We start from the raw sequence: 20,796 nt of genomic DNA, 5'->3' as shown, positions 1-20,796 counted from the left end.
ACTCTCCGGGCGCGTTACGCTAGACCTTCGGTACAGATAATTTCCGCTCGCGCCACAACTGAACCAGGAGCCGCCCCACATGCCGATGCCGACCGAGGAAAGGGTGAGCCAGCTCGTTGCTGGACTCGTCGAACGCCGGGGATTCGATCTCGAGGGCGTCGAGATCTCGACGGCCGGACGGCATGCCGATGCCCAGGCTCGGGTTCGGGTGATCGTGGACAGCGACGACCCCGCCGACCTCGACTCCATCGCCGACCTCAGCAACGAGGTCTCGACCCGGCTCGACGACGCCGGTGATTTCGGTGAATCGCCCTATCTGCTCGAGGTGTCCACCCCTGGCGTCGACCGCCCGCTGAGCACCGAACGGCAGTGGCGGCGAGCGCAGGGCCGCAAGGTGCGCATAACGCTGCGTCCCGGCGCGGAGCCCCCCGACCCCGGCGGATCGGCGACCTTCGACGCCAGGGTGGGCAAGCTCGCCGACGACACCATCGCACTGGTGCTCGGCGGTAAGGCCAAGCCGCACCGGGTGAATGTGGCGCTGGCCGATATCGCCACCGCCGTCGTCCAGGTGGAGTTCTCCCCGCCGAGCCCCCGCGAACTCGAACTCGCGGGCGGCGTCGCACCGGGTAGGCCCGCCCCCGGCAGCGAACCGACCACAGCCGTTCCCGCGGACCAGGACGCCGCGGACACCGGAGGAACCACCGGGGCGCCGCCCCAGCCTGTTGCAGCGTCCGATTCGACCGAAGGGACCGTGGAATGAACATCGAAATCGAAGCCTTGCGCGCGATCGTCGCCGACAAGGGGATCTCGATCGAGACCGTGATCTCCGCGATCGAGTCCGCGCTGCTGACCGCCTACCGGCATACCGAGGGCCACCAACCCAACGCGCGCATCGACATCAACCAGAAGACCGGTGTGGTGCGGGTGATGGCGCGTGAACTCGACGCCGACGGCAACGTCATCTCCGAATGGGACGACACCCCTGAGGGTTTCGGCCGCATCGCCGCCACCACCGCCCGCCAGGTCGTACTGCAACGGCTGCGCGACGCCGAGAACGAGAAGTCCTTCGGCGAATTCTCCACCCATGAGGGCGATATCGTCGGCGGCGTCGTCCAGCGCGACGCCCGCGCCAATGCCCGCGGGACCATCGTGGTGCGCATCGGCAGTGAACTGCACGGCGCCGAGGGCCTGATCCCGCCCGCCGAGCAGGTGCCCGGTGAAAGTTACGAGCACGGCGACCGCATCAAGTGTTATGTCGTCGGTGTCTCGCGCGGTCCACGCGGTCCGCAGATCACGCTGTCGCGTACCCATCCGAATCTGGTGCGTCGGCTGTTCGCGCTCGAGGTCCCCGAGATCGCCGACGGTTCGGTGGAGATCGTCGCCGTCGCCCGTGAGGCCGGGCACCGCTCCAAGATCGCGGTGCGCTCCACGGTGTCGGGCGTCAACGCCAAGGGCGCGTGTATCGGCCCGATGGGCCAGCGCGTGCGCAATGTGATGAGCGAACTGGCGGGCGAGAAGATCGACATCATCGATTACGCCGAGGATCCGGCCGCCTTCGTCGGCAATGCACTGTCCCCCTCGAAGGTGGTCTCGGTCACAATCGTCGATCCCGAGGCGCGGGCCGCGCGGGTCGTCGTCCCCGATTTCCAGCTCTCGCTGGCCATCGGCAAGGAGGGGCAGAACGCGCGCCTGGCCGCCCGGCTGACCGGCTGGCGCATCGATATCCGCAGCGACGCCGCACCTGACGCCGGTGACGGGGTGCGCACGGAGGCCCGGCACAGTTGACCCATGCTCGACGAGTGCGGCCCGGCGCCGTGGCCAGCGGAACAACCGGCCGGGATGACATGTTGGTAACTTCGGCGGGGGCGGGGTTCGGTGATCGGACCGTGGCAGCGGTAGAGTGGTCCAAGGTTCAGCACGAGCCGTCGGTTTTCCCGCCCGAACGCACCACCGAGCATCCATCGGCGCCCCAGCGCCCGGCCGCTCCGGTGCGAACGTGTATCGGATGCCGAGAGCGCGCGCTGGCCGCCGACCTGTTGCGGATCGTGGCACGAGAAGCAGGCGACGGTGACGTCGTCGTGATCGTTCCCGATCCGCGGCGCAGACTTCCCGGAAGGGGTGCCTGGTTGCACCCCCTTTCCGCCTGTCTGAGCACTGCGGTTCGGCGCCGAGCGATCGGCAGAGCACTACGAGTGTCCGGACATCTGGATATCTCAGCCCTGGAGCATTACCTCGAGAACAGGCACGAGCACTCATGAGCACACCGTGAAGTACCAACGATGAACGTCCATCGGAGATAACCCGAGGTCGTGCGGGCCCCGTCCCTGAACAACGGTGGCGCTGCTCGACCTCTCAGTGAGGAGAGCAGTGGCAGGCAAGGCCCGCGTGCACGAGTTGGCCAAGGAACTCGGTGTCACAAGTAAGGAACTACTCGCAAAGCTCAAGGAGCAGGGCGAGTTCGTGAAATCGGCGTCGTCGACGGTGGAAGCACCCGTCGCGCGCCGTCTGCGTGAATCGGTCGCATCCAAATCCGCACCCGCTGACGGTGCCACGGCAGGCGCGAAGCCCGGTCCGTCGACCGCGGCCCGTCCGGCCGCCAAACCCGCCGCGGGTGGTCCGCGTCCGGGCCCGCGTACCCCGGCGCCCGCTCAGGCCGCCGCCCCCGCGGCGCCCGCGACCCCGGCTCCGCGTCCCGGCCCCGCGGTGAAGCCCGGCCCGGCCCCCGCGCCCGCTCAGGAAGCGGCGCAGGCGCCGAGCCCCGCTCCGGCGGCCAAGGCCGCGCAGGCCCAGCCCGGTACCCGGCCCACACCGGGTGCCCCGCGTCCCGGTCAGCAGCGTCCCGGCGCGCCCGCGCAGGCCGCTCCGCGTCCGGCCGGTCCCAAGCCCGGCCCGAAGACCCCGCGTGTCGGCAACAACCCGTTCTCGTCCGCGCCCGAACGTGAGCGCGAGCGTCCGGCCCCGCGTCCGAGTCCCGGCCAGGCCGGTGGTCGTCCGGCGCCCGGTCAGGGTGGTCCGCGTCCCGGCCCGGCTCAGGGCGGTCCCCGTCCCGGTCCGGCCCAGGGTGGCCCCCGTCCGGCCGCCGCGCAGGGTAGTGGCCCGCGTCCCGGCGGTCCGCGTCCGAGCCCCGGCTCCATGCCCCCGCGCCCCAGCCCCGGTGCCATGCCCGCGCGTTCGGCGCGTCCAGGCCCCGGTGGCGGCGCCGGACGTCCCGGCGGCGGCGGTCGTCCGGGCGGTCCCGGCGGTCGTCCCGGTGGTGGCGGCGGCGGTGGCGGCTACCGCGGTGGCGGTGGCGGTGCCCCCGGCGCCGGTGCCGGTGCACCCGCAGCCGGTGGTTTCCGTGGTCGTCCCGGTGGCGGCGGCGGTCGTCCGGGTGGACCCGGCGGTCGCGGTGGTGCGGCCGGTGCGTTCGGTCGTCCCGGTGGCGCGCCGCGTCGCGGTCGCAAGTCGAAGCGGGCCAAACGCGCCGAATACGAGAACATGCAGGCGCCCGCCGTCGGCGGCGTGCGGCTGCCCCGCGGCAACGGCGAGATCATCCGGCTCGCCCGCGGCGCCTCGCTGTCGGACTTCGCCGAGAAGATCGACGCGAACCCGGCCTCGCTGGTGCAGGCCCTGTTCAACCTCGGTGAGATGGTCACCGCGACCCAGTCGGTGAACGACGAGACCCTCGAGCTGCTCGGCAGCGAGATGAACTACGTCGTGCATGTGGTCAGCCCCGAGGACGAGGACCGCGAGCTGCTGGAATCGTTCGACCTCACCTACGGCGAGGACGAAGGCGGCGAAGACGATCTCGAGCAGCGTCCGCCGGTGGTGACCGTCATGGGTCACGTCGACCACGGTAAGACCCGACTGCTGGACACCATCCGTAAAGCCAACGTCCGCGAGGGCGAGGCCGGTGGCATCACCCAGCACATCGGCGCCTACCAGGTCCTCACCCACCTCGGTGCCGACGATCGCCTGATCACCTTCATCGACACCCCCGGTCACGAGGCGTTCACCGCCATGCGTGCCCGCGGTGCGAAGGCCACCGATATCGCGATCCTTGTGGTCGCCGCCGACGACGGCGTCATGCCGCAGACGGTGGAGGCCATCAACCACGCGCAGGCGGCCGATGTGCCGATCGTGGTGGCGGTCAACAAGATCGACAAGGAAGGCGCGAACCCGGAGAAGATCCGGCAGCAGCTGACCGAATACAACCTGGTGGCCGAGGAGTACGGCGGCGACACCATGTTCGTCGACATCTCCGCCAAACAGGGCACCAATATCGACGCCCTGCTCGAAGCGGTGCTGCTCACCGCGGACGCCTCGCTGGACCTGCGGGCCAACCCGGATATGGACGCCCAGGGTGTCGCCATCGAAGCGCATCTGGACCGCGGTCGCGGCCCGGTCGCCACGGTGCTGATCCAGCGCGGCACGCTGCGCGTCGGCGATTCGATCGTGGCCGGTGACGCCTACGGTCGCGTGCGCCGCATGGTGGACGAACACGGCGAGGACGTCGAGGCGGCGCTGCCGTCGCGGCCGGTCCAGGTCGTCGGCTTCACCTCGGTGCCCGGCGCCGGTGACAACCTGCTGGTCGTCGACGAGGACCGCATCGCCCGTCAGATCGCCGACCGGCGCAACGCACGCAAGCGCAACGCGCTGGCCGCACGCAGCCGCAAGCGGATCAGCCTGGAAGATCTGGATGCCGCGCTGAAGGAGACTTCGGAGCTGAACCTGATCCTCAAGGGCGACAACTCCGGTACCGTCGAGGCCCTCGAAGAGGCCCTGCTCGGTATCGAGGTCGACGACGAGGTGCGTCTGCGGGTCATCGACCGCGGTGTCGGTGGTGTCACCGAGACCAACGTCAACCTGGCCTCGGCGTCGAACGCGATCATCATCGGGTTCAACGTCCGGGCCGAGGGCAAGGCCACCGAACTGGCCAACCGCGAGGGTGTCGACATCCGGTACTACTCGGTGATCTACCAGGCCATCGACGAGATCGAGAAGGCCCTCAAGGGCATGCTCAAGCCGATCTACGAAGAGGTCGAGCTGGGTCGGGCCGAGATCCGGGCGATCTTCCGTTCGTCGAAGGTCGGCAATATCGCCGGTTGCATGGTCACCTCGGGTTCGGTCAAGCGCAACGCCAAGGCGCGCCTGCTGCGCGACAACGTGGTGGTCGCCGAGACCGTCACCATCTCCTCGCTCAAGCGGGAGAAGGACGATGCCACCGAGGTCCGCGAGGGCTTCGAATGCGGTATGACGCTCACCTACTCCGATATCAAGGAAGGCGACGTCATCGAGGCATACGAGTTGCGCGAGAAGCCGCGCGACTGATCGTGACCGATATCGGGTGACCGGCGGGTTTCCTCTCCGCCGGTCACCCGGTCGCGTCGCTCGGAACTGGAGGTTGTGTGTACCTCGGTGCACTCGAGTTCGACATCCTGCTCGGAGATGTGCATTCGCTGAAAGAGAAGCGTTCGGTGATCCGGCCGATCCTGGCCGAACTGCAACGCTTCGGGGTGAGTGCCGCCGAGGGCGGGGACCATGACCGCTACCGCCGCACACTGCTGGGAGTGGCCATGGTCAGTGCCGGAATGGACCACCTCAGCGAGGTCCTCGACAAATGTGAACGGCATGTCGCGGCACGTCCGGAGTTACAGTTGCTGGCGGTACGCCGCCGGGTCTTCGGACCTGAAGATTAGCGGTGGCAGCGACGGGCCCGAAGGAGGCGGCTTGCGTGACCACGTAGGGCCCCACTGCCACCGCAATTGGATACAGATCTCATAACGTGAGGAAGGAGCGGCCATGGCGGATCAAGCCAGGGCACGCCGACTCGCCAAGCGGATCTCGGCGATCGTGGCTACCGCGATCGAATACGAGGTGAAGGATCCGCGGCTGCGGTTCGTGACCATTACCGACGCGAAGGTCACCGGCGACCTACGTGATGCCACCGTGTACTACACGGTGATGGGTGAAACCATCGACGCCGAACCGGATTACACCGCTGCGGCGGCGGGTCTGGAGAAGGCCAAGGGCGTGCTGCGCTCGAAGGTCGGCGAGGGGACCGGCGTCAAGTTCACCCCGACGCTGTCGTTCGTCCTCGACACCGTGCCGGATGCGGCGCGGCAGATGGAGGATCTCCTGGCCAAGGCCAGGGCCCTCGACGACGAGGTGGCGAAGGTGGCGGCCAATGCCACCCACGCCGGAGAAACCGACCCGTACAAGGTCGAGCGTGACGAGGACTAGGCATCGCCGATGGTCATGACTCGACCATCGGCAGTGCTCCCCGTGTACGCGGGGACGATCCGAGTTCGCGGTGGGCGATGACGACAACTGGACAGACCGCGGACGGCGCGGAGACGGCACGGCCGGGCGCCGAGGAATTCGCCGCGGCGGTACAGGCGTTGACGGCCGCCGCATCGGTCACCGTGCTGTGCCACGTCCAGCCCGACGCCGACACCATCGGCAGCGGGCTGGCATTGGCTCAGGTCCTGCATCGACGCGGAATCGCGGTGCGGGTGTCCTTCGCCGAACCCGCGCAGCTACCGGTTTCGATGAGTTCACTACCCGGCGCGCACCATCTGGTGTCGCCCGCCGAGGTACCGGACGAGGTGGATCTGCTGGTGGCCGTGGACTGCGGCAGCGCCGCGCGGCTCGGCGCACTGGCCGATCGGCTCACCGGCGCGGCCGAGACCCTGGTCATCGACCATCACCGGTCCAACACCCGTTTCGGGACGATCAATCTCATCGACCCGTGGGCGGAATCGACCACGAGCGTGCTCACCCGGCTGTTCGACGCCTGGGGTGAGCCGATCGACCGGTCCGTCGCGCACTGTCTCTACGCCGGTCTGGTGACCGATACCGGATCGTTCCGCTGGGTGCGCCCCGGCACCCATGAGCTGGCCGAACGGCTGCTCGCCACCGGTATCGACGGTGCCGAGATCGCGCAGACCCTGCTCGACACCCATCCCTTCGGCTGGCTGCCGATGCTGTCGCGGGTGCTCGGCACCGCGCGCCTGGAGCCGGACGCACATGGTGGCGTCGGGCTCGTGTACGTCCTGGTGCGCCGCGCCGACCTGGACGGTGTCACCCAGGAGGAAGCCGAAAGCGTCGTCGATATCGTGCGCACCACGGCCGAAGCCGGGGTCGCCGCGGTGTTCAAGGAATCGCCCGATCCCGGCCGCTGGACGGTGTCGTTGCGCTCCAAGGACAGCGGACCCGACCGTCACGACGGACTCGACGTCTCCGCCGTCGCCACCGCCCTCGGCGGGGGCGGGCACCGATACGCCGCGGGCTACACCGCGCATGGCACCCCGGAGGAGATCGTCGCCGAACTGCTGGCCGGACTCGGATGAGCGCGCAGGCCGAACCGCCACCAGCCTCGCGTTCGTCTGCCCGCCCTGCGGTCCCCAGCACCGAACCCGGCATGCAGACCGCCCCCCGACCGGCGCCTGATCCGCCCGGACCGGAGACGACCCGAAGCGTGTCCGCTGACGATCTCGGCGCGGGCGCGCGTGGGGACGACTCCGTCGAGGCAGGTCCGCGGCGGATTCTCGGACTGGCGTTGCCGACGCTCGGGGTCTTGGTCGCCGAACCCGTCTACCTGCTGTTCGATCTCGCCGTCGTCGGACGTCTCGGTGCGCTGGCACTGGCCGGACTCGCCGTCGGTGGATTGATTCTGGCGCAGGTGAGTTCGCAGCTGACCTTCCTCGCCTACGGCACCACGGCGCGGGCCGCGCGCCGACACGGCGCCGGTGACGAGCGCGGTGCCGTGGCCGAAGGGGTGCAGGCGAGTTGGCTGGCGGCTGGGATCGGGCTGGTGATCGTCGCGGTCGTGCAGATCTTCGCGAGGCCGATCGTCGGGGCCATCTCGGGTGGTGGCGATATCGCGGCCGAGGCGCTGGACTGGGTGCGGATCGCGCTGTTCGGGGTGCCGCTGATCCTGTTGTCCATGGCGGGCAACGGCTGGATGCGCGGTGTGCAACAGACCCGGCGGCCGTTGACGTATGTCGTTGCCGGACTGGCCTTGTCGGCGGTGCTGTGCCCGATCCTGGTGCACGGTCTGCTGGGTGCGCCGCGATTGGAGCTGCCCGGATCGGCGGTGGCCAATGCCATCGGCCAGGCGGTGACGGCCACACTGTTCGTCGCGGCCCTCATGCGCGAACGCGTCGCGCTGATGCCGCAGCCTTCGGTCATGCGGGCACAACTGGTGCTCGGCCGTGATCTGATCGCGCGCAGCCTCGCCTTCCAAGCGTGTTTCGTCTCGGCGGCCGCGGTGGCCTCGCGGTTCGGTGCGGCGTCGGTGGCGACGCATCAGCTGGTGCTGCAATTGTGGAATTTCCTTGCGTTGACCCTGGATTCGCTGGCCATCGCGGCGCAGACCCTGGTCGGTGCGGCGCTCGGTGCGGGCAATGCGCCCGGCGCCCGCCACCTCGCCCGCCGGATCACCGGATGGTCGGAGGTCTTCGCGCTGGTACTGGCCGCGATCTTCGCCGCGGCAGCGGCGGTGATCCCGCCACTGTTCACCGACGACGCCGCGGTACTGGATCGCACCGGGGTGGTGTGGTGGTTCTTCGTCGCGCTGATCCCGGTGGCCGGCATCGTCTTCGCGCTCGATGGCGTGCTGCTCGGCGCCGGTGACGCCGCCTATCTGCGCACTACCACGCTCGGTGCGGCGCTGATCGGTTTCCTGCCCGCCATCTGGCTGTCGCTGGTGTTCGACTGGGGGATCGCGGGGATCTGGTCCGGTCTGGTCGCGTTCATGGTGTTGCGGATGGCGGCCGTCGTGTGGCGGGCGGCGTCGGGGCGGTGGGCCACCGTGGGCGCCGAGATTCCGCGCAGTCGCGTATGAGCCAGCGGGCGTGCGCGTCGCGGGCGTGGTCACTGCGGTCCGACCTGTGCGGCGCGACGCCTCGTGCTCGGTCGGGACGGGCCTCCGGTCTCGCAGTGGTGGTGTGGTCGATCCTTCGGTGAGTCGGATGCCGTCTGCGCTACCGGTGACGTGCGGCTGTCCGGCCGGGTCCGTGCGGTGTTCGTGACCCGTCGTCGGGTGGTGCCGCAACCGCGCGCTCGCGCTTATGCCAAGGTGGGTGTGGTGATACCCAAGTTGATGGCGGTGAGCGACATTCATGTCGGGCACCAGGGCAATCGTCCCGTCGTCGAGCAGATCCAACCCGATTCGCCGGAGGACTGGCTGATCGTGGCCGGTGATGTCGCGGAGAAGTCCGATGACATCCGGTGGTCGTTGGAGCTGCTGCGCAGCCGCTTCAAGACCGTGATCTGGGTGCCGGGCAACCATGAGCTGTGGACGACGGCCAAGGATCCGGTGCAGATGAACGGTGTGGCCCGGTACGAGTATCTGGTGTCGATCTGCCGGGATCTGGATGTGCTCACCCCCGAGGACCCGTTCCCGGTGTGGCGCGGCGCGGGTGCGGAGGCCTACGGCGGTGCGGTGACGCTGGCGCCGATGTTCTTGCTCTACGACTACTCGTTCCTGCCGGAGGGCACCACGACCAAGGCCGAGGGTCTGGCCGTGGCCAGGGAACGCAATGTCGTGGCCACCGACGAATTCCTGCTCTCACCCGATCCGTACCTCACCCGCGACGCCTGGTGCCATGCGCGGGTCCAGGTGACCCAGCGCAAGCTCGACGCCTTGCCCGAGGGCACGCCGTTGGTGCTGATCAACCATTTCCCGCTGGTCCGCGAACCCACCGATGTGCTGTTCTATCCGGAATTCGCGCTGTGGTGCGGCACCGACCTCACCGCCGACTGGCATATCCGCTACAACGTGGTCTGCTCGGTCTACGGCCATCTGCACATCCCGCGTACCACCTATTACGAGGGTGTCCGCTTCGAAGAGGTGTCGCTCGGCTATCCACGCGAATGGCAGCGTCGCGGTCTGCCAGACAAGCTGCTGCGCCAGATCCTGCCCGTGCCCGAGTATCCGCCCGGCACCCTGAACTCGTGGGGCGGCCATTTCAAGGTCACTCCCGAGATGGAGGCGGCCGCGGCCGAGATGCGGAGCAAGGCGCAGCGTCGCCGCGGACAGTAGCGTTCCCGGTGCGATGTCGGTCGGGTGGGTCTTCGGTCCGCTCGGCACGGGGCTGCGGGCGATCACCTACCGACGCACCCATTAGGCTCGGTCGCGATGATCGAGAACATTCTGCCCGCCGGGGTCGCGTCGGCCGAGTTGCTGGTGTACCCGGAGGGACTGCGGGCGCATCCGGCCGAGGAACATCTGATCGCGAAGTCGGTGGAGAAGCGGCGGCGCGATTTCATCGGCGCGCGCCACTGCGCCCGGCAGGCATTGGCGCAGCTGGGGGAGCCGGAGGTCGCGATCGGCAAGGGCGAGCGTGGCGCGCCGGTATGGCCGCGCGGGATCGTCGGCAGCCTCACCCACTGCGACGGGTATCGGGCGGCGGCGCTGGCCCACAAGCTGCGGTTCCGCTCCGTCGGCATCGACGCCGAACCGCATGAGACCCTGCCCGACGGTGTGCTCGATTCGGTGAGCCTGCCCGCGGAACGCGAATGGCTGCGCGCCACCGGGTCCGATCTGCACCTGGACCGGTTGCTGTTCTGCGCGAAGGAAGCCACCTACAAGGCGTGGTGGCCACTCACCGCGCGCTGGCTCGGTTTCGAGGACGCGCACATCACCTTCACCATCGATGACGCCTCCGACAAGGCCTCGGGCACCTTCCACAGCGACCTGCTGATCCCCGGTCAGGTGACCGACGGCGGCGTACCGCTCACTTCGTTCGACGGCCGCTGGCAGATCGCCGACGGTTTCATCCTCACCGCGATCGTGCACACCTGATGGCCGCCGATAAACCGGTGCTCGGACCGGACGGGCTCGGCGGTCTGCTGATCGTCGACAAAGACGGCGCAATGACCAGCCACGATGTGGTCGCTCGCTGCCGGAAACTGTTGCGCACCAAGAAGGTCGGTCATGCGGGCACGCTCGACCCGATGGCGACGGGCGTACTCGTGCTCGGCATCGAACGCGCCACCAAACTGCTCGGACTGCTCACCCTGACCACCAAGGCCTACACCGCGACCATCCGGCTCGGTCAGGCGCGGACCACCGACGACGCCGAAGGCGAGATCGTCTCCACCACGCCCGCGACCGCCGTCACCGATACCGCCATCACGGCCGGGATCAGCGCATTGACCGGTGAGATCCAGCAGGTCCCCGCCACCGTGAGCGCCATCAAGATCGACGGCGAACGCGCCTACGCCCGCCACCGCGCCGGTGAGGAGGTGCGGTTGGCCGCCCGGCCGGTCACCGTCGACCGCTTCGAGGTGCTCGCACGCCGCGATATCGACGAATTCGTGGACCTGGATGTCGTCGTCGAGTGCTCCTCGGGCACCTATGTGCGTGCACTGGCCCGCGACCTCGGCGTCGCGCTCGGCGTCGGTGGGCATCTGACCGCCCTGCGCCGCACCAGGGTCGGGCCGTTCACCCTCGACCATGCCCGCACCCTCGACCAGCTCGCCGACGGCCCCGATCTGAGTCTCGATATCGACGCCGCCGTCCGTACCGCGTTCGCGCACCGGGTGATCGACCCCGCCCAGTCCGAATCGTTGCGCGACGGTCGCTGGCTCGACCCGGTCGGCATACCGGGGGTGTACGCGGCGCTGACCGAGGACGGGACCGCCATCGCCCTGCTGGAGGAGAAGGGCAAGCGGGCCGCACCGGTCATGGTGATCCGACCGCGCGGCCTGGTCTGACCTACGGTTCGTCGGTCGCGGTCAGCGGGTGGTTCGCCAGATCCAGCAGTGGATCGAGCGCACCGAGCAGTGCGCCGACACTGACCTGATGCAGCTGCTGTCTGGTGAGGCTGCGGTTGGTCAGCCATTCGATCGTCAGTACGCGCACGAAGGTCAGCCATGACATCAGCACCGCCGACGTGGCCTCGCGCAGCTGCCCGCGCACACCGAGGATGTCGAGCAGCCGCATCCGCAATTCGCCCAGTTCACCGGAGATGATCGCCTGGATCGTCGGATCGGTCGCGAGCACCTGGTTGGCGGCGATCACCGAATGCGCGTTGGCTTCGAAATAGTCGAAGTGGGCGTCCAATCCGGCGGCGAGCTGCTCGGCGAGGGGAGTGGTGGTGTCGAACTCGGTGGCGACCAGCAGATCGGCGGCGGCGCGCTCGTACACGGCGGCGAAGAGATCGCGTTTGTTCGGGAAATGTCGGTAGAGCAGGGCGCGGGAGACACCGGCCGCGGTGGCGACGTCCTCCATCAGCACCGCGTCATAGGGCCGTTCGGCGAACAGCCGCGCACCGGCGTCCAGCAGCAGTCGGCGGCGTTCCTCCGGGGCGAGTCGGCGGCGGGTACTCATCCGCACAGCTTAGTTGACGCGTGTCTACCAACGATCGTATGGTCTTTGTAGACGCACGTCTACTAAGGCGCCGGTGGGGAGCACACGGCGCGGCGATCGAATTCGTCCCGACCGAATTCCTGCTGATCGGAGGGTCATCATGACTCGCGCACTCACCTGGCTGACCTGGACGATGGGCGTGTCCTGCGTCGCGATCGGCTGCTATCACCTTGCCCTCGGCATCGATTCCGTTCCCGATATGGAATGGAGCGGGGTGACCGCCGACAGTCAGAGCCGATTCTTCGGTGCGATCTTCGTCGGCTACGGCCTGGCCTGGATCTGGGCGGTGCGGCAGAACCCGATCAGTCTGTGGGCGGTGCGCTGGCTCGCCGCGATCTTCGCCCTCGGTGCGATCGGGCGGGTGATCTCGCTGGCGGTGCACGGTTGGCCGCATTGGTTCCAGATCGTGCTGACCGTCATCGAGATCGTGCTTCCGCCAGTGTTCTTCGCGCTGGCGGCGGCGGTCGAGTCCAGGAACCGCCCGGTGGCCGTACCCGCGTGACCGGCGGAGTCGGCGCGGCTCGCCCGCTCGATTCCGGGCGCGCCCGTTGTGCGTCTCGGCATGGCCGGAACCCGGACGCGACGGGCAGGGGTCCGAGTGCGCGATCTGCTGTTGTGCGGCGGTTCACCCGAGCAGGATGATGGAGCCATCGCGCGCGCCCCATTCCGCCGGGCATCGATGACACCCGGTGCACGGCGGTAACTCTGGGCGATATGCGCGCGATACGCGGATAACATCCGGTCAACCCGAGGGGTGACGGCCATGCGCAGGAGTGTGCACACGGTATTCGGCCTCGTCGCGGCGGCAACGCTGCTGACGTCCTGCGGCGATGACGGCGGTTCCACCACGTCCGACCCGGGGACGGCCTCGGTGCTCGGCGCCGGGACCACGTACCCGACCGTATCGAGCGATATGCGCGACGCCACCGGCCGCGGCCCGTCCATCGCCACACCCCCGGCCCAGGGCCAGCACCCGGCCGCCCCTGCGCCCGCGTCGGCGCAACAACCACCCGGTGCTCCACCGGTGGCCGAGCCGCCGCCGGTGTACGGCACCGCGGTCATCCGCACCCAGACGCTGTCGGGTAACGGTGTCCCCGACGTCCCGGTCAACGTGCGCCTGATCCAGCCCTGCGATCCGGCCACCCGCGACATTCCGCTCGGTCAAACCACCGAGGTGCTGCGCCGCGACGGCATCACCGACGCGACCGGTGTGACGAGCTTCCAGGTGCCCGTCGGCTGCTACTACTTCGGCATGGACCCACCACCCGGCACCACACCCGTACCGGAGGGCATGCACAGCCTGTTCATCACCCACGCCGGTGAAACCGTCGCCGGGACCTTACGTTTCGAGGAATCCGGCGCACCGTCACCGTGCGCCGCCGACACCATCGAGCACGATCTCCAGGTGGGCCCCGAACTGGCGGACGCCTCGGCCACGGTCACCGAATGCGACGGCCGATGGGCCATCATCGCCTGGGACGTCCCCGGCGACAGCCAACGCCTGGTCCGCCGCGACGGCGGCGCATGGTCCACGTATGTGGCATTCCCCCATGAGACCTGCTGGTCTCGGGCCGGTGCGGACGGTGTACCGGCACGTTTCGAACGTCATTTCCCGGACTGCTGACCAAGGCTCGAGTGCCACTCGTCATCGATACGGTCTCGAACCTGTATGTGGACGGGCAGACTTCACGCGTCGGCTCCATCGACTCCGGTTCGACTCCGCGCGGCGGTGGCGAGTTCGCGGAGGGCGAGGATGCGGGCGGCCGCGACCACCGCACCGACAGCCGCGGTGGCACCGACTGCGGCAAGGAACGTCGGCCAGACGTGGGACAGGAGGAGGAACGTCACCGTGCGCCCTCCGGTGACCAGCTCGAGGATGTGCGGTAGGAACACGAAGACCGGCAGTGGTACGAGGCAGGTGGCGAGACCGAGGACCACCCGAGGTCGCGATGCCGCGGCCTTACGCCGCGCCGCCCAATCGCGGGCCCTTCTGGCCTTTCGACCCCCGCCGACAACGATCGATACGGCCGCGGCCAGGACGCTCAGTTCGGCGATGAATGCCAGCGGGAGGCGGTAACCCTCGGGGGAAACGCCTCGTGTCAACGCGATGAGGTCCTCCATGATCGCCTCTGCGTCGGCTTCGAGCGGCATCCGGCTGTTGGACAGCAACCCGATCCCGTACCCGCTGCCCGGAAGCAGAACCATGTTCGCCGTGGAGGTGAACGATGATCCGCTGTGCGATACCTGGCGTTGGCCGGTGGAGGTGTCGGGGTTGTCCCATCCGAGCGCGTAGTGCCCGTCGGGTGCGCTGGGGCGGTGGAGTTCGTCGATCCCGCTCGCGGACAATACGGTGCTCGTCGTTCGTGCCGTGTGCAGCATGAGCCAACGAGCGAGGTCATCGGCGGTGGTGACGATCCCGGCCGATCCGGCGACGAATCGCTCGGGCTCTCGGCGCGGCCAGGTGATTCCCAGGAAACGGTTGTGCCCGTCGCTCAGGCGGGGCACCGGGTCGTGCGAATTATCTACTGTCACCGTCGAATCCATATGTAGTGGAGTGAAGACATGGCGGTCGAGATATTCGGCGAATTGCTGCCCGCTGACCGCCTCAACCAATCGCGCAGCGACCCAATAGTTGGGGTTGTGGTAAGCGTGTCGCTCTCCGGGTGCGGCATCGAGTCGGGCGTGACGCAGATCGGCGACCGCCTCGCGCAGCGAGTCCGGCTGGGGCAGTGCCGATTCGGGGTAGGAGCTGTCCGACATACCCGAACTGTGATCGAGGAGGTGGCGAATGGTGATCCGGTCGGCTCTGGGATCTGCCATCGAGAATTCCGGCAGATACCGCATGACGGGGTCGTCCAGTCCGATCGTGCCCGCCTCGGCCAATTGCATCACCGCCAGCGCGGTGAACGACTTCGACAGGGACGCGATGCGCATCGGAGTCGCGCTGGTGATCGGCTCGCCGTGGGAGTCCCGGCCGTACCCGCCGGTATGGACCAGTTCCCCGTTCTCGACGACCACCACGGCAACGCCTGGCAGTCTGATCGGGCCGAGGTTGGCTTCCACGACGGCGGCGATCGCGGCGCTACTGGGCCGCTCGGGTACCGCCGAGGCGGGTACGGCGAATGCGGTGAGGCCGAGCAGCGCTGTGGCTGCACCGGCAACCAGGCGCATGGTGGTCTCGTTCATATCGAATCCTTCGCAATGTCGGGATACAGAAGAAAAGGCGGAGCGACCGCGCGACAGCCTGGCCGCGCGGCAGGATCGGACGGTGAGGGGTTACTCGCTGAGGTAGCGCACGATGGCCAGGACTCGGCGGTTGTAGCCGTCGGCATGCGCGACGCCCAGCTTGTCGAAGATCGCGTTGGCGTGTTTCTCCACCGAGCTGCGGGACAGATACAGCCGCCCGGCGATCGACTCGTTGGTATACCCCTGCGCCATGAGACCGAGCACTTCGTGCTCGCGTACGCTGAGCCGTCCCAGCGACTCGGTGTGGCCGGTGCGATTGAGCAACCGCCGGACGACTTCGGGATCGAACGCGGTACCTCCGGTGCCGACGCGATGCACCGCCTCGAGAAAATCGTCGACGTCGACCACTCGATCCTTCAGCAGATAGCCGATCCCTGTCGCGTCACCATCGATGAGCTGTTCGGCATAGCGCTTCTCGATGTACTGGGACAGCACGAGGAGCCCGGTCCGCGGATGCTGCTGCCGCACGGTCAGTCCGGCGCGCAGTCCTTCGCTGGTGAATGTGGGCGGCATCCGCACATCCGCGATGACAACGTCCGGCCGATGTTCATCGCAGGCCGCCACCAACTCGACCCCGTCGCCGACCGCGGCGACTACGTGATGGCGGGCCTCTTCGAGCAGTCGAGTGAGGCCCTCCCGCAACAGGGTGCTGTCTTCGGCCACGACTACGCGCATGGGATCTCCACACTGAGCATCGTCGGGCCGCCCGGCGGGCTGTGGATCTCGAAGCGGCCGTCCACCGCGGCCACCCGGCGAGCAAGACCGGACAGACCGCGTCCGTCGGCCCGCGCGCCGCCGACCCCGCTGTCGGTGACTCGGACCGTCAATGTGGTGCCGACCTGGTGCACCGCGACCTCGATGCGCTGGGATCCACTGTGTTTGAGTGCGTTCGTCACCGCCTCGCATACCGTGAAATAGGCAACTGTCTCCTGCACCTGGCTCGGCCGCGTGTCCAGGCCATAGTCGAGAACCACCGGCGTGGCGGAGCGTTCGACAAGCGACTCCAGCGCGGCGCCCAGGCCGCCGTCATCCAGAATGACCGGGTAGATGCGCCAGGCCACCTCGCGCAACTCTGTCAATGCGTGACGAGCTTCCTCGTGCGCCTGCACGAACAATTCCGTCGCCACGCCCGGATCCCGTGTGCGGTGGGCTCGCCCGAGCAGCATGCCCAGCGCCACCAAGCGCTGCTGCACACCGTCGTGCAGGTCCCGCTCGATGCGGCGGCGCTCATCGTAAACCGCCTCCAGTACCTGCACTCGTGTCCTCGACAACTGGTCGACCCGGTGCCGCAGCACGTCCTTGTCGCTGGGTGCCAGCCCCCACATGGCCAGTCGCCGCTCCAGTGCGGCCAGGCCCAGCAGTAGCTGTGCACCCAAGAAGACGATCAGCATCACGAACACCGTCCAGGTGATCGGGTCGTACCAGCTCATCTCGGCACTGCTTCCGGCGTCGCCGGACAGGGCTCGTGAACTCAGCGCAGCCCAGACAACGACCAGTACGAACACGCAGCCCCCGAGTCCACTCACCACGGCGCGCGCCGCCAGGTATGCCACCGTGCGGCTACTCACCGGGGAGGGGGCGACAGCACATCCGAGGTACCGACCGACGCGTGCCCGCTCCCATTGCGCGAGCCTGCGGGTTCCGCTGACCGATAGTCGCCGGGTCGGCCCCGCGGCCGCCATCGGCATCGCGACGACGACCCACACCGCCTCCACGACTGCCAGCACTGCGCCGAGTAGTAGCCCGGCGATGCCACGTAGATGAGCCCTCGTCACGACCACGGCTACGAATCTAAGGCCGGTTCCATGGTCGCGCATCGAAGGTTTCCGTAATGATCGCCCGGCTGCCCCACATCCGGTCCCGGCCGCCGTCGACCTCGTGTTCAGCGTGCCGGGCCGACCGTTCGCGCCGCCCTGTCACTCGGCGTAGCGGTCCCGCAGTCTGCGCACGGCGTCGTCCATGTGTTCGGCGAGCAATGTGTGTGCCGTGGCGGCGGGTCCCGCACCGATGGCCTCGCGCAACGCGATGTGTTCGCTGGCCTGTTCGCGCAGGTCGGGGTAGGTGGTCTGGAGGGCGCCGAGGCACATGCGGGTCTCGATGAGCAGGGTGCGGGCCGCGCGGACGAGTCGTGGGCTGCCCGCGCTCTCGACGAGCGCTTCGTGGAAGGCCTGATCGGCGTCGGAGACGGCGGTGGCCTCGCCCTGTTCGGCGTGCGCGAGCATGGCGGTGACGCTCGGTTCCAGTGCCTTGTAGGCGATTTCGCGGCGTCGGTCGAGGATCAGGGTGAGCGCGCCGCCCTCGAGCGCGGATCTGGCGCGGTAGATATCGATGAGATCGTCGAGGGTGAGATCGATGACGAAGATCCCGCGATTGCGGATGCTGGTGAGCAAGCCCTCCGAGACGAGCCGCTGCATGGCCTCGCGCACCGGACCGCGCGATACCCCGAAGCGGGTGGCGAGTTCGGTTTCGCCCAGCTGATCGCCGGGTGCCAGACCGCCACGCATGATGGCCTCGCGCAGCCGGTCGGCGATCATCTCGGCGGTCGACTGCCGGTTCACCGGTTCGAAATCAACGAGGGACATGGTGTGACGACCTTTCGGTATCGGATCCGGTGCGACCCGAGGTCCGGTGGTTACGCATGCCGACTCCTCCTGGAGCCGCCGCCGAAGAGTGCGCCGAACTCGATGCTCTCGCGCTGGACGGCGCCCAGCCGGAGTCCTTCCCAGACGCTGACCTGGTTCGCGGTGAGTACCGGCTTCCCCAGCGCCGCCTCCAGTCGGGGCAGCACCGCGAGGGTGTGCATGGCGGTGTCGGGGATCAGCAGCGCCTGCGCATCGGGATGATCATTGCCGATGGCCAGGTCGAGCACCTGATCGGGGGTGAGGGTGCCGACCTCGGCGGCGGTGTCGATACCAGCGCTCGACAGGGCGGTCACCGTGATGTCGGCGTCGGCCAGGAATTCCACGAACAAGCGCGCCACCTCGTCGGGATAGCTGGCCGCGACGGCGACCCGGCGCACCGACAGTGCCCGCGCCGCCTCGACGAACGCGATGCTGGTGCTCGACGCGGGGACACCGGCGTCGGCGGACAACTGCCGCACCTGCTCGCGCGCGCCTTCGGGACCGTAGACGAAACTGCCCGAGGTGCAGGCCCACACCACCGCCGCCGGGCGGTGCGGGGCGAGCAGCCGCGCGCCGTGGCGCAGTTTGTCGGGGCTGCCCAGATCCAGCAGTTCCGGTACGGCGTGCAGGTCGGTGCCGTAGATGTGCGCGACCTCGAGCCGGGCGCCGAGTTCGGCCGCGGCCAGGGGGTAGTCGTCCTCGGCCGCGTGGTCGGGGTAGATGAAACCGACGGTCGGCGTCCGCAGACCGTCACGTCCTGGAGATGCGGTGTCAGAACACATCCAGCAGCCACTTTCCCGGACCCATCATCGGCAGTTTCATTCGGCCGAGGCAGGCCCACATGGTGAGTTGATTCGCGGTCAGCACCGGTTTCCCGAGCGCCATCTCCAGCGGTTCGATGATGTCGTAGGTGGGCAGATTGGTACAGCTGACGAAGATGGCCTCGGCATCGGGATGGTCGGCACCGACGATGCGCTCGGCGATGGTGCGGTAGTTGACCTTCCAGATCCCGCCGCCGAGCCCGAGATGATCCGAGCGCACCACCGCGCAGCCCGCTTCACCGAGGAATTCGTGCAGCCGATCGGTCAGGATCTCGTCATAGGGGGTGATCACCGAGATCCGGGAGACGCCGAGATGGCCGATCGCCTCGACCAGTGCGCCCGAGGTGGTGACCGCGTCCTGCGCTCCGGCCCGGCAGATGGTCTCCCGCAGTGATCGCTCATGGGCGAGGCCCTTGATGAAACTGCCCGAAGTACACAGGTAGGCAACGACTTCGGGTTCCACATGCAGGACGTCGCGGGTGGCGGTGGTCAGATGCGCCGGGTTGGACACCAATTCGGCCATGGCCAGTGAGACCGGAACCGGTTCATAGGGGGTGCGGGCCAGATGCAAGCTGACCTCGAGGGGCGCCCAGCGCCAGAGTTCCCGTTCGAGCGCGAGGTCGAACGGCGCGATGATCCCGATCCCACGCTGCGCGACGGGGCCCTCGATCTCGGGGAAACTGAATTCCACTTCGGCCCCTCTCGCGCTCAGCCGGAAGACCTCCGAACACGATCGGATTGTTGACAATCATACGATGTGATCTTACTGTGTCAATGTGAAAGAGGGCCCAGTTGTCGCCGTCCTGCACAGTGACAGTGTGCCCGACTCGGAACTGATGGCCCGGGTGAGCGCCCGGGCCACCGTGCGTTATACGGAGGAATCCGGGCTGGCCGAGGCATTGCGTGGGGCAGATGCGCTGTTCGTCTACGACTTCCTGACCCGCGCGCTACCCGGCGCATGGCATGCGGCCGACCGGCTGCGCTGGCTGCATATGGGCGCGACCGGCGTGGACCCGGTGATGTTCCCCGAGCTGAGAGCGAGCGAGGTGGTGGTCACCAATACCCGTGGCGTCTTCGACGCGGCCATCGCGGAATACGTCCTCGGTCAGATCCTTGCCTTCGCGAAGGATCTGCCGGAATCGGTCCGGTTGCAACAGCGCCACCACTGGCATCATCGGGAATCCGAGCGCCTCGCGGGAACCGCCGTGCTGATCGTCGGCACCGGCGCCATCGGCCGCACCATCGCGCGCATGCTGCGGGCGGTGGGTATGCGGGTCCGCGGGGTCGGTCGGCGCGCCCGCGACGACGATGCGGATTTCGGTACCGTCGGATCGGATCTGCACGCCGAACTGCCATGGGCCGATTACGTCGTCGCAATCGCGCCGCTGACCGAGCAGACCCGGAAGATGTTCGACGCCAGAGCTTTCGCCGCGATGAAACCGCACGCCAGGTTTGTCAACGTCGGACGCGGGGAACTCGTGGTCACCGACGATCTGGTGGCCGCGCTCGGTGACGGAACCATCGCCGGTGCCGCGCTGGACGTGGTGGATCCGGAGCCGCTGCCGCCGGGGCATCCGCTGTGGGATATGCCGAATGTACAGATCACCCCGCACAATTCGGGCGACGTCGCCGGTTGGCGCACCGAGGTCGTCCGGGTGTTCACCGACAACTTCGATCGGTGGATGGATGGTCGTCCGTTGGACAACGTGGTCGACAAGACGCTGGGGTACGTGCCCGGCTGAAGGAGGGC

Annotated in this window: 21 protein-coding genes; 14 read left to right on the top strand and 7 right to left on the bottom strand. The window is 68.3% G+C overall.

From position 1 onward, the window contains the following. The first annotated feature begins 79 nt into the window (after positions 1-79). From rimP to truB, 11 genes are all read left to right on the top strand, one after another. A complete protein-coding gene (rimP, locus tag QH168_RS01065; RefSeq protein WP_280232454.1) occupies positions 80-760 on the top strand; it encodes a ribosome maturation factor RimP in 681 nt (226 codons plus the stop codon). Continuing rightward, entirely contained in the window at positions 757-1,785 is a 1,029-nt protein-coding gene (nusA, locus tag QH168_RS01060) for a transcription termination factor NusA (RefSeq protein WP_280232453.1), read from the top strand. The genes rimP and nusA overlap by 4 nt, the downstream gene beginning before the upstream one ends. 203 nt (positions 1,786-1,988) lie before the next feature. After that, positions 1,989-2,258 (top strand): YlxR family protein, encoded by a 270-nt coding sequence (locus QH168_RS01055; RefSeq protein WP_280232470.1) that lies wholly within the window; start codon positions 1,989-1,991, stop codon positions 2,256-2,258. Between the two features lie 109 nt (positions 2,259-2,367). Then, a complete protein-coding gene (gene infB / locus QH168_RS01050) occupies positions 2,368-5,310 on the top strand; it encodes a translation initiation factor IF-2 (RefSeq protein ID WP_280232452.1) in 2,943 nt (980 codons plus the stop codon). 77 nt (positions 5,311-5,387) lie between these two features. Beyond that, entirely contained in the window at positions 5,388-5,678 is a 291-nt protein-coding gene (locus QH168_RS01045; RefSeq protein WP_280232451.1) for a DUF503 domain-containing protein, read from the top strand. A gap of 103 nt (positions 5,679-5,781) precedes the next feature. Next, positions 5,782-6,222 carry a 30S ribosome-binding factor RbfA gene (rbfA, locus tag QH168_RS01040; RefSeq protein WP_280232450.1) on the top strand — a complete coding sequence of 147 codons (441 nt, stop codon included), beginning with the start codon at positions 5,782-5,784 and terminating at the stop codon, positions 6,220-6,222. A 77-nt stretch (positions 6,223-6,299) separates the two neighbouring features. Then, complete coding sequence (locus QH168_RS01035) at positions 6,300-7,331, top strand: DHH family phosphoesterase (protein ID WP_280232449.1); 1,032 nt, start codon at positions 6,300-6,302, stop codon at positions 7,329-7,331. Positions 7,332-7,402: 71 nt separating this feature from the next. Continuing rightward, positions 7,403-8,827, top strand: coding sequence for an MATE family efflux transporter (locus QH168_RS01030; protein WP_432421007.1), 1,425 nt, complete (start codon positions 7,403-7,405; stop codon positions 8,825-8,827). 243 nt (positions 8,828-9,070) lie between these two features. Further along, complete coding sequence (locus QH168_RS01025) at positions 9,071-10,027, top strand: metallophosphoesterase family protein (protein ID WP_280232448.1); 957 nt, start codon at positions 9,071-9,073, stop codon at positions 10,025-10,027. Positions 10,028-10,123: 96 nt separating this feature from the next. Continuing rightward, entirely contained in the window at positions 10,124-10,789 is a 666-nt protein-coding gene (gene npt, locus QH168_RS01020; RefSeq protein ID WP_280232447.1) for a 4'-phosphopantetheinyl transferase Npt, read from the top strand. Continuing rightward, entirely contained in the window at positions 10,789-11,703 is a 915-nt protein-coding gene (truB, locus tag QH168_RS01015; protein ID WP_280232446.1) for a tRNA pseudouridine(55) synthase TruB, read from the top strand. Before npt ends, truB begins: the two co-directional genes overlap by 1 nt. 1 nt (position 11,704) lies before the next feature. Here the strand turns inward: truB and QH168_RS01010 are convergent, their stop codons facing one another. Next, positions 11,705-12,319 (bottom strand): TetR/AcrR family transcriptional regulator, encoded by a 615-nt coding sequence (locus QH168_RS01010; protein WP_280232445.1) that lies wholly within the window; start codon positions 12,317-12,319, stop codon positions 11,705-11,707. A gap of 139 nt (positions 12,320-12,458) precedes the next feature. Between QH168_RS01010 and QH168_RS01005 the strand changes: the two genes are divergently transcribed. Both QH168_RS01005 and QH168_RS01000 read left to right on the top strand, forming a co-directional pair. Beyond that, entirely contained in the window at positions 12,459-12,860 is a 402-nt protein-coding gene (locus tag QH168_RS01005; RefSeq protein WP_280232444.1) for a DUF4345 domain-containing protein, read from the top strand. Positions 12,861-13,121: 261 nt separating this feature from the next. Then, positions 13,122-13,982, top strand: coding sequence for a hypothetical protein (locus tag QH168_RS01000; protein ID WP_280232443.1), 861 nt, complete (start codon positions 13,122-13,124; stop codon positions 13,980-13,982). 62 nt (positions 13,983-14,044) lie between these two features. On the opposite strand, the gene QH168_RS00995 is transcribed toward QH168_RS01000, so the two are convergent. From QH168_RS00995 to QH168_RS00970, 6 genes are all read right to left on the bottom strand, one after another. Further along, entirely contained in the window at positions 14,045-15,544 is a 1,500-nt protein-coding gene (locus tag QH168_RS00995) for a serine hydrolase domain-containing protein (protein ID WP_280232442.1), read from the bottom strand. A 90-nt stretch (positions 15,545-15,634) separates the two neighbouring features. Continuing rightward, positions 15,635-16,279 carry a response regulator transcription factor gene (locus tag QH168_RS00990; protein WP_280232441.1) on the bottom strand — a complete coding sequence of 215 codons (645 nt, stop codon included), beginning with the start codon at positions 16,277-16,279 and terminating at the stop codon, positions 15,635-15,637. Next, a complete protein-coding gene (locus QH168_RS00985) occupies positions 16,270-17,385 on the bottom strand; it encodes a sensor histidine kinase (RefSeq protein ID WP_280232440.1) in 1,116 nt (371 codons plus the stop codon). Before QH168_RS00985 ends, QH168_RS00990 begins: the two co-directional genes overlap by 10 nt. 135 nt (positions 17,386-17,520) lie before the next feature. Then, positions 17,521-18,186: a GntR family transcriptional regulator gene (locus QH168_RS00980; RefSeq protein WP_280232439.1), complete on the bottom strand. Its 666-nt coding sequence runs from the start codon at positions 18,184-18,186 to the stop codon at positions 17,521-17,523. A 50-nt stretch (positions 18,187-18,236) separates the two neighbouring features. Beyond that, positions 18,237-19,007, bottom strand: a complete 771-nt coding sequence (locus QH168_RS00975) for a maleate cis-trans isomerase family protein (protein ID WP_280232438.1) — start codon at positions 19,005-19,007, stop codon at positions 18,237-18,239. Then, positions 18,997-19,737 (bottom strand): maleate cis-trans isomerase family protein, encoded by a 741-nt coding sequence (locus QH168_RS00970; protein ID WP_280232437.1) that lies wholly within the window; start codon positions 19,735-19,737, stop codon positions 18,997-18,999. The genes QH168_RS00975 and QH168_RS00970 overlap by 11 nt, the downstream gene beginning before the upstream one ends. 145 nt (positions 19,738-19,882) lie before the next feature. On the opposite strand from QH168_RS00970, the gene QH168_RS00965 reads away from it, so the two are divergent. Continuing rightward, a complete protein-coding gene (locus QH168_RS00965) occupies positions 19,883-20,788 on the top strand; it encodes a D-2-hydroxyacid dehydrogenase (RefSeq protein WP_432421008.1) in 906 nt (301 codons plus the stop codon). Positions 20,789-20,796 lie beyond the last annotated feature (8 nt).

It is taken from the genome of Nocardia cyriacigeorgica, assembly GCF_029868385.1.
Lineage (GTDB): Bacteria > Actinomycetota > Actinomycetes > Mycobacteriales > Mycobacteriaceae > Nocardia > Nocardia cyriacigeorgica_F.
The sequence above is the reverse complement of the archived record's forward strand: the minus strand, read 5'-3'. Positions and strand labels throughout refer to the sequence as shown.

Excerpts from the sequence above, each read along its gene's own strand:
- rimP (WP_280232454.1), top strand. The coding sequence starts at position 80 with ATGCCGATGCCGACCGAGGAAAGGGTGAGCCAGCTCGTTGCTGGACTC.
- nusA (WP_280232453.1), top strand. The coding sequence starts at position 757 with ATGAACATCGAAATCGAAGCCTTGCGCGCGATCGTCGCCGACAAGGGG.
- rbfA (WP_280232450.1), top strand. The coding sequence starts at position 5,782 with ATGGCGGATCAAGCCAGGGCACGCCGACTCGCCAAGCGGATCTCGGCG.
- QH168_RS01035 (WP_280232449.1), top strand. The coding sequence starts at position 6,300 with ATGACGACAACTGGACAGACCGCGGACGGCGCGGAGACGGCACGGCCG.
- QH168_RS01030 (WP_432421007.1), top strand. The coding sequence starts at position 7,403 with ATGCAGACCGCCCCCCGACCGGCGCCTGATCCGCCCGGACCGGAGACG.
- npt (WP_280232447.1), top strand. The coding sequence starts at position 10,124 with ATGATCGAGAACATTCTGCCCGCCGGGGTCGCGTCGGCCGAGTTGCTG.
- truB (WP_280232446.1), top strand. The coding sequence starts at position 10,789 with ATGGCCGCCGATAAACCGGTGCTCGGACCGGACGGGCTCGGCGGTCTG.
- QH168_RS01010 (WP_280232445.1), bottom strand. The coding sequence starts at position 12,319 with ATGAGTACCCGCCGCCGACTCGCCCCGGAGGAACGCCGCCGACTGCTG.
- QH168_RS01005 (WP_280232444.1), top strand. The coding sequence starts at position 12,459 with ATGACTCGCGCACTCACCTGGCTGACCTGGACGATGGGCGTGTCCTGC.
- QH168_RS01000 (WP_280232443.1), top strand. The coding sequence starts at position 13,122 with ATGCGCAGGAGTGTGCACACGGTATTCGGCCTCGTCGCGGCGGCAACG.
- QH168_RS00995 (WP_280232442.1), bottom strand. The coding sequence starts at position 15,544 with ATGAACGAGACCACCATGCGCCTGGTTGCCGGTGCAGCCACAGCGCTG.
- QH168_RS00990 (WP_280232441.1), bottom strand. The coding sequence starts at position 16,279 with ATGCGCGTAGTCGTGGCCGAAGACAGCACCCTGTTGCGGGAGGGCCTC.
- QH168_RS00980 (WP_280232439.1), bottom strand. The coding sequence starts at position 18,186 with ATGTCCCTCGTTGATTTCGAACCGGTGAACCGGCAGTCGACCGCCGAG.
- QH168_RS00975 (WP_280232438.1), bottom strand. The coding sequence starts at position 19,007 with ATGTGTTCTGACACCGCATCTCCAGGACGTGACGGTCTGCGGACGCCG.
- QH168_RS00965 (WP_432421008.1), top strand. The coding sequence starts at position 19,883 with ATGGCCCGGGTGAGCGCCCGGGCCACCGTGCGTTATACGGAGGAATCC.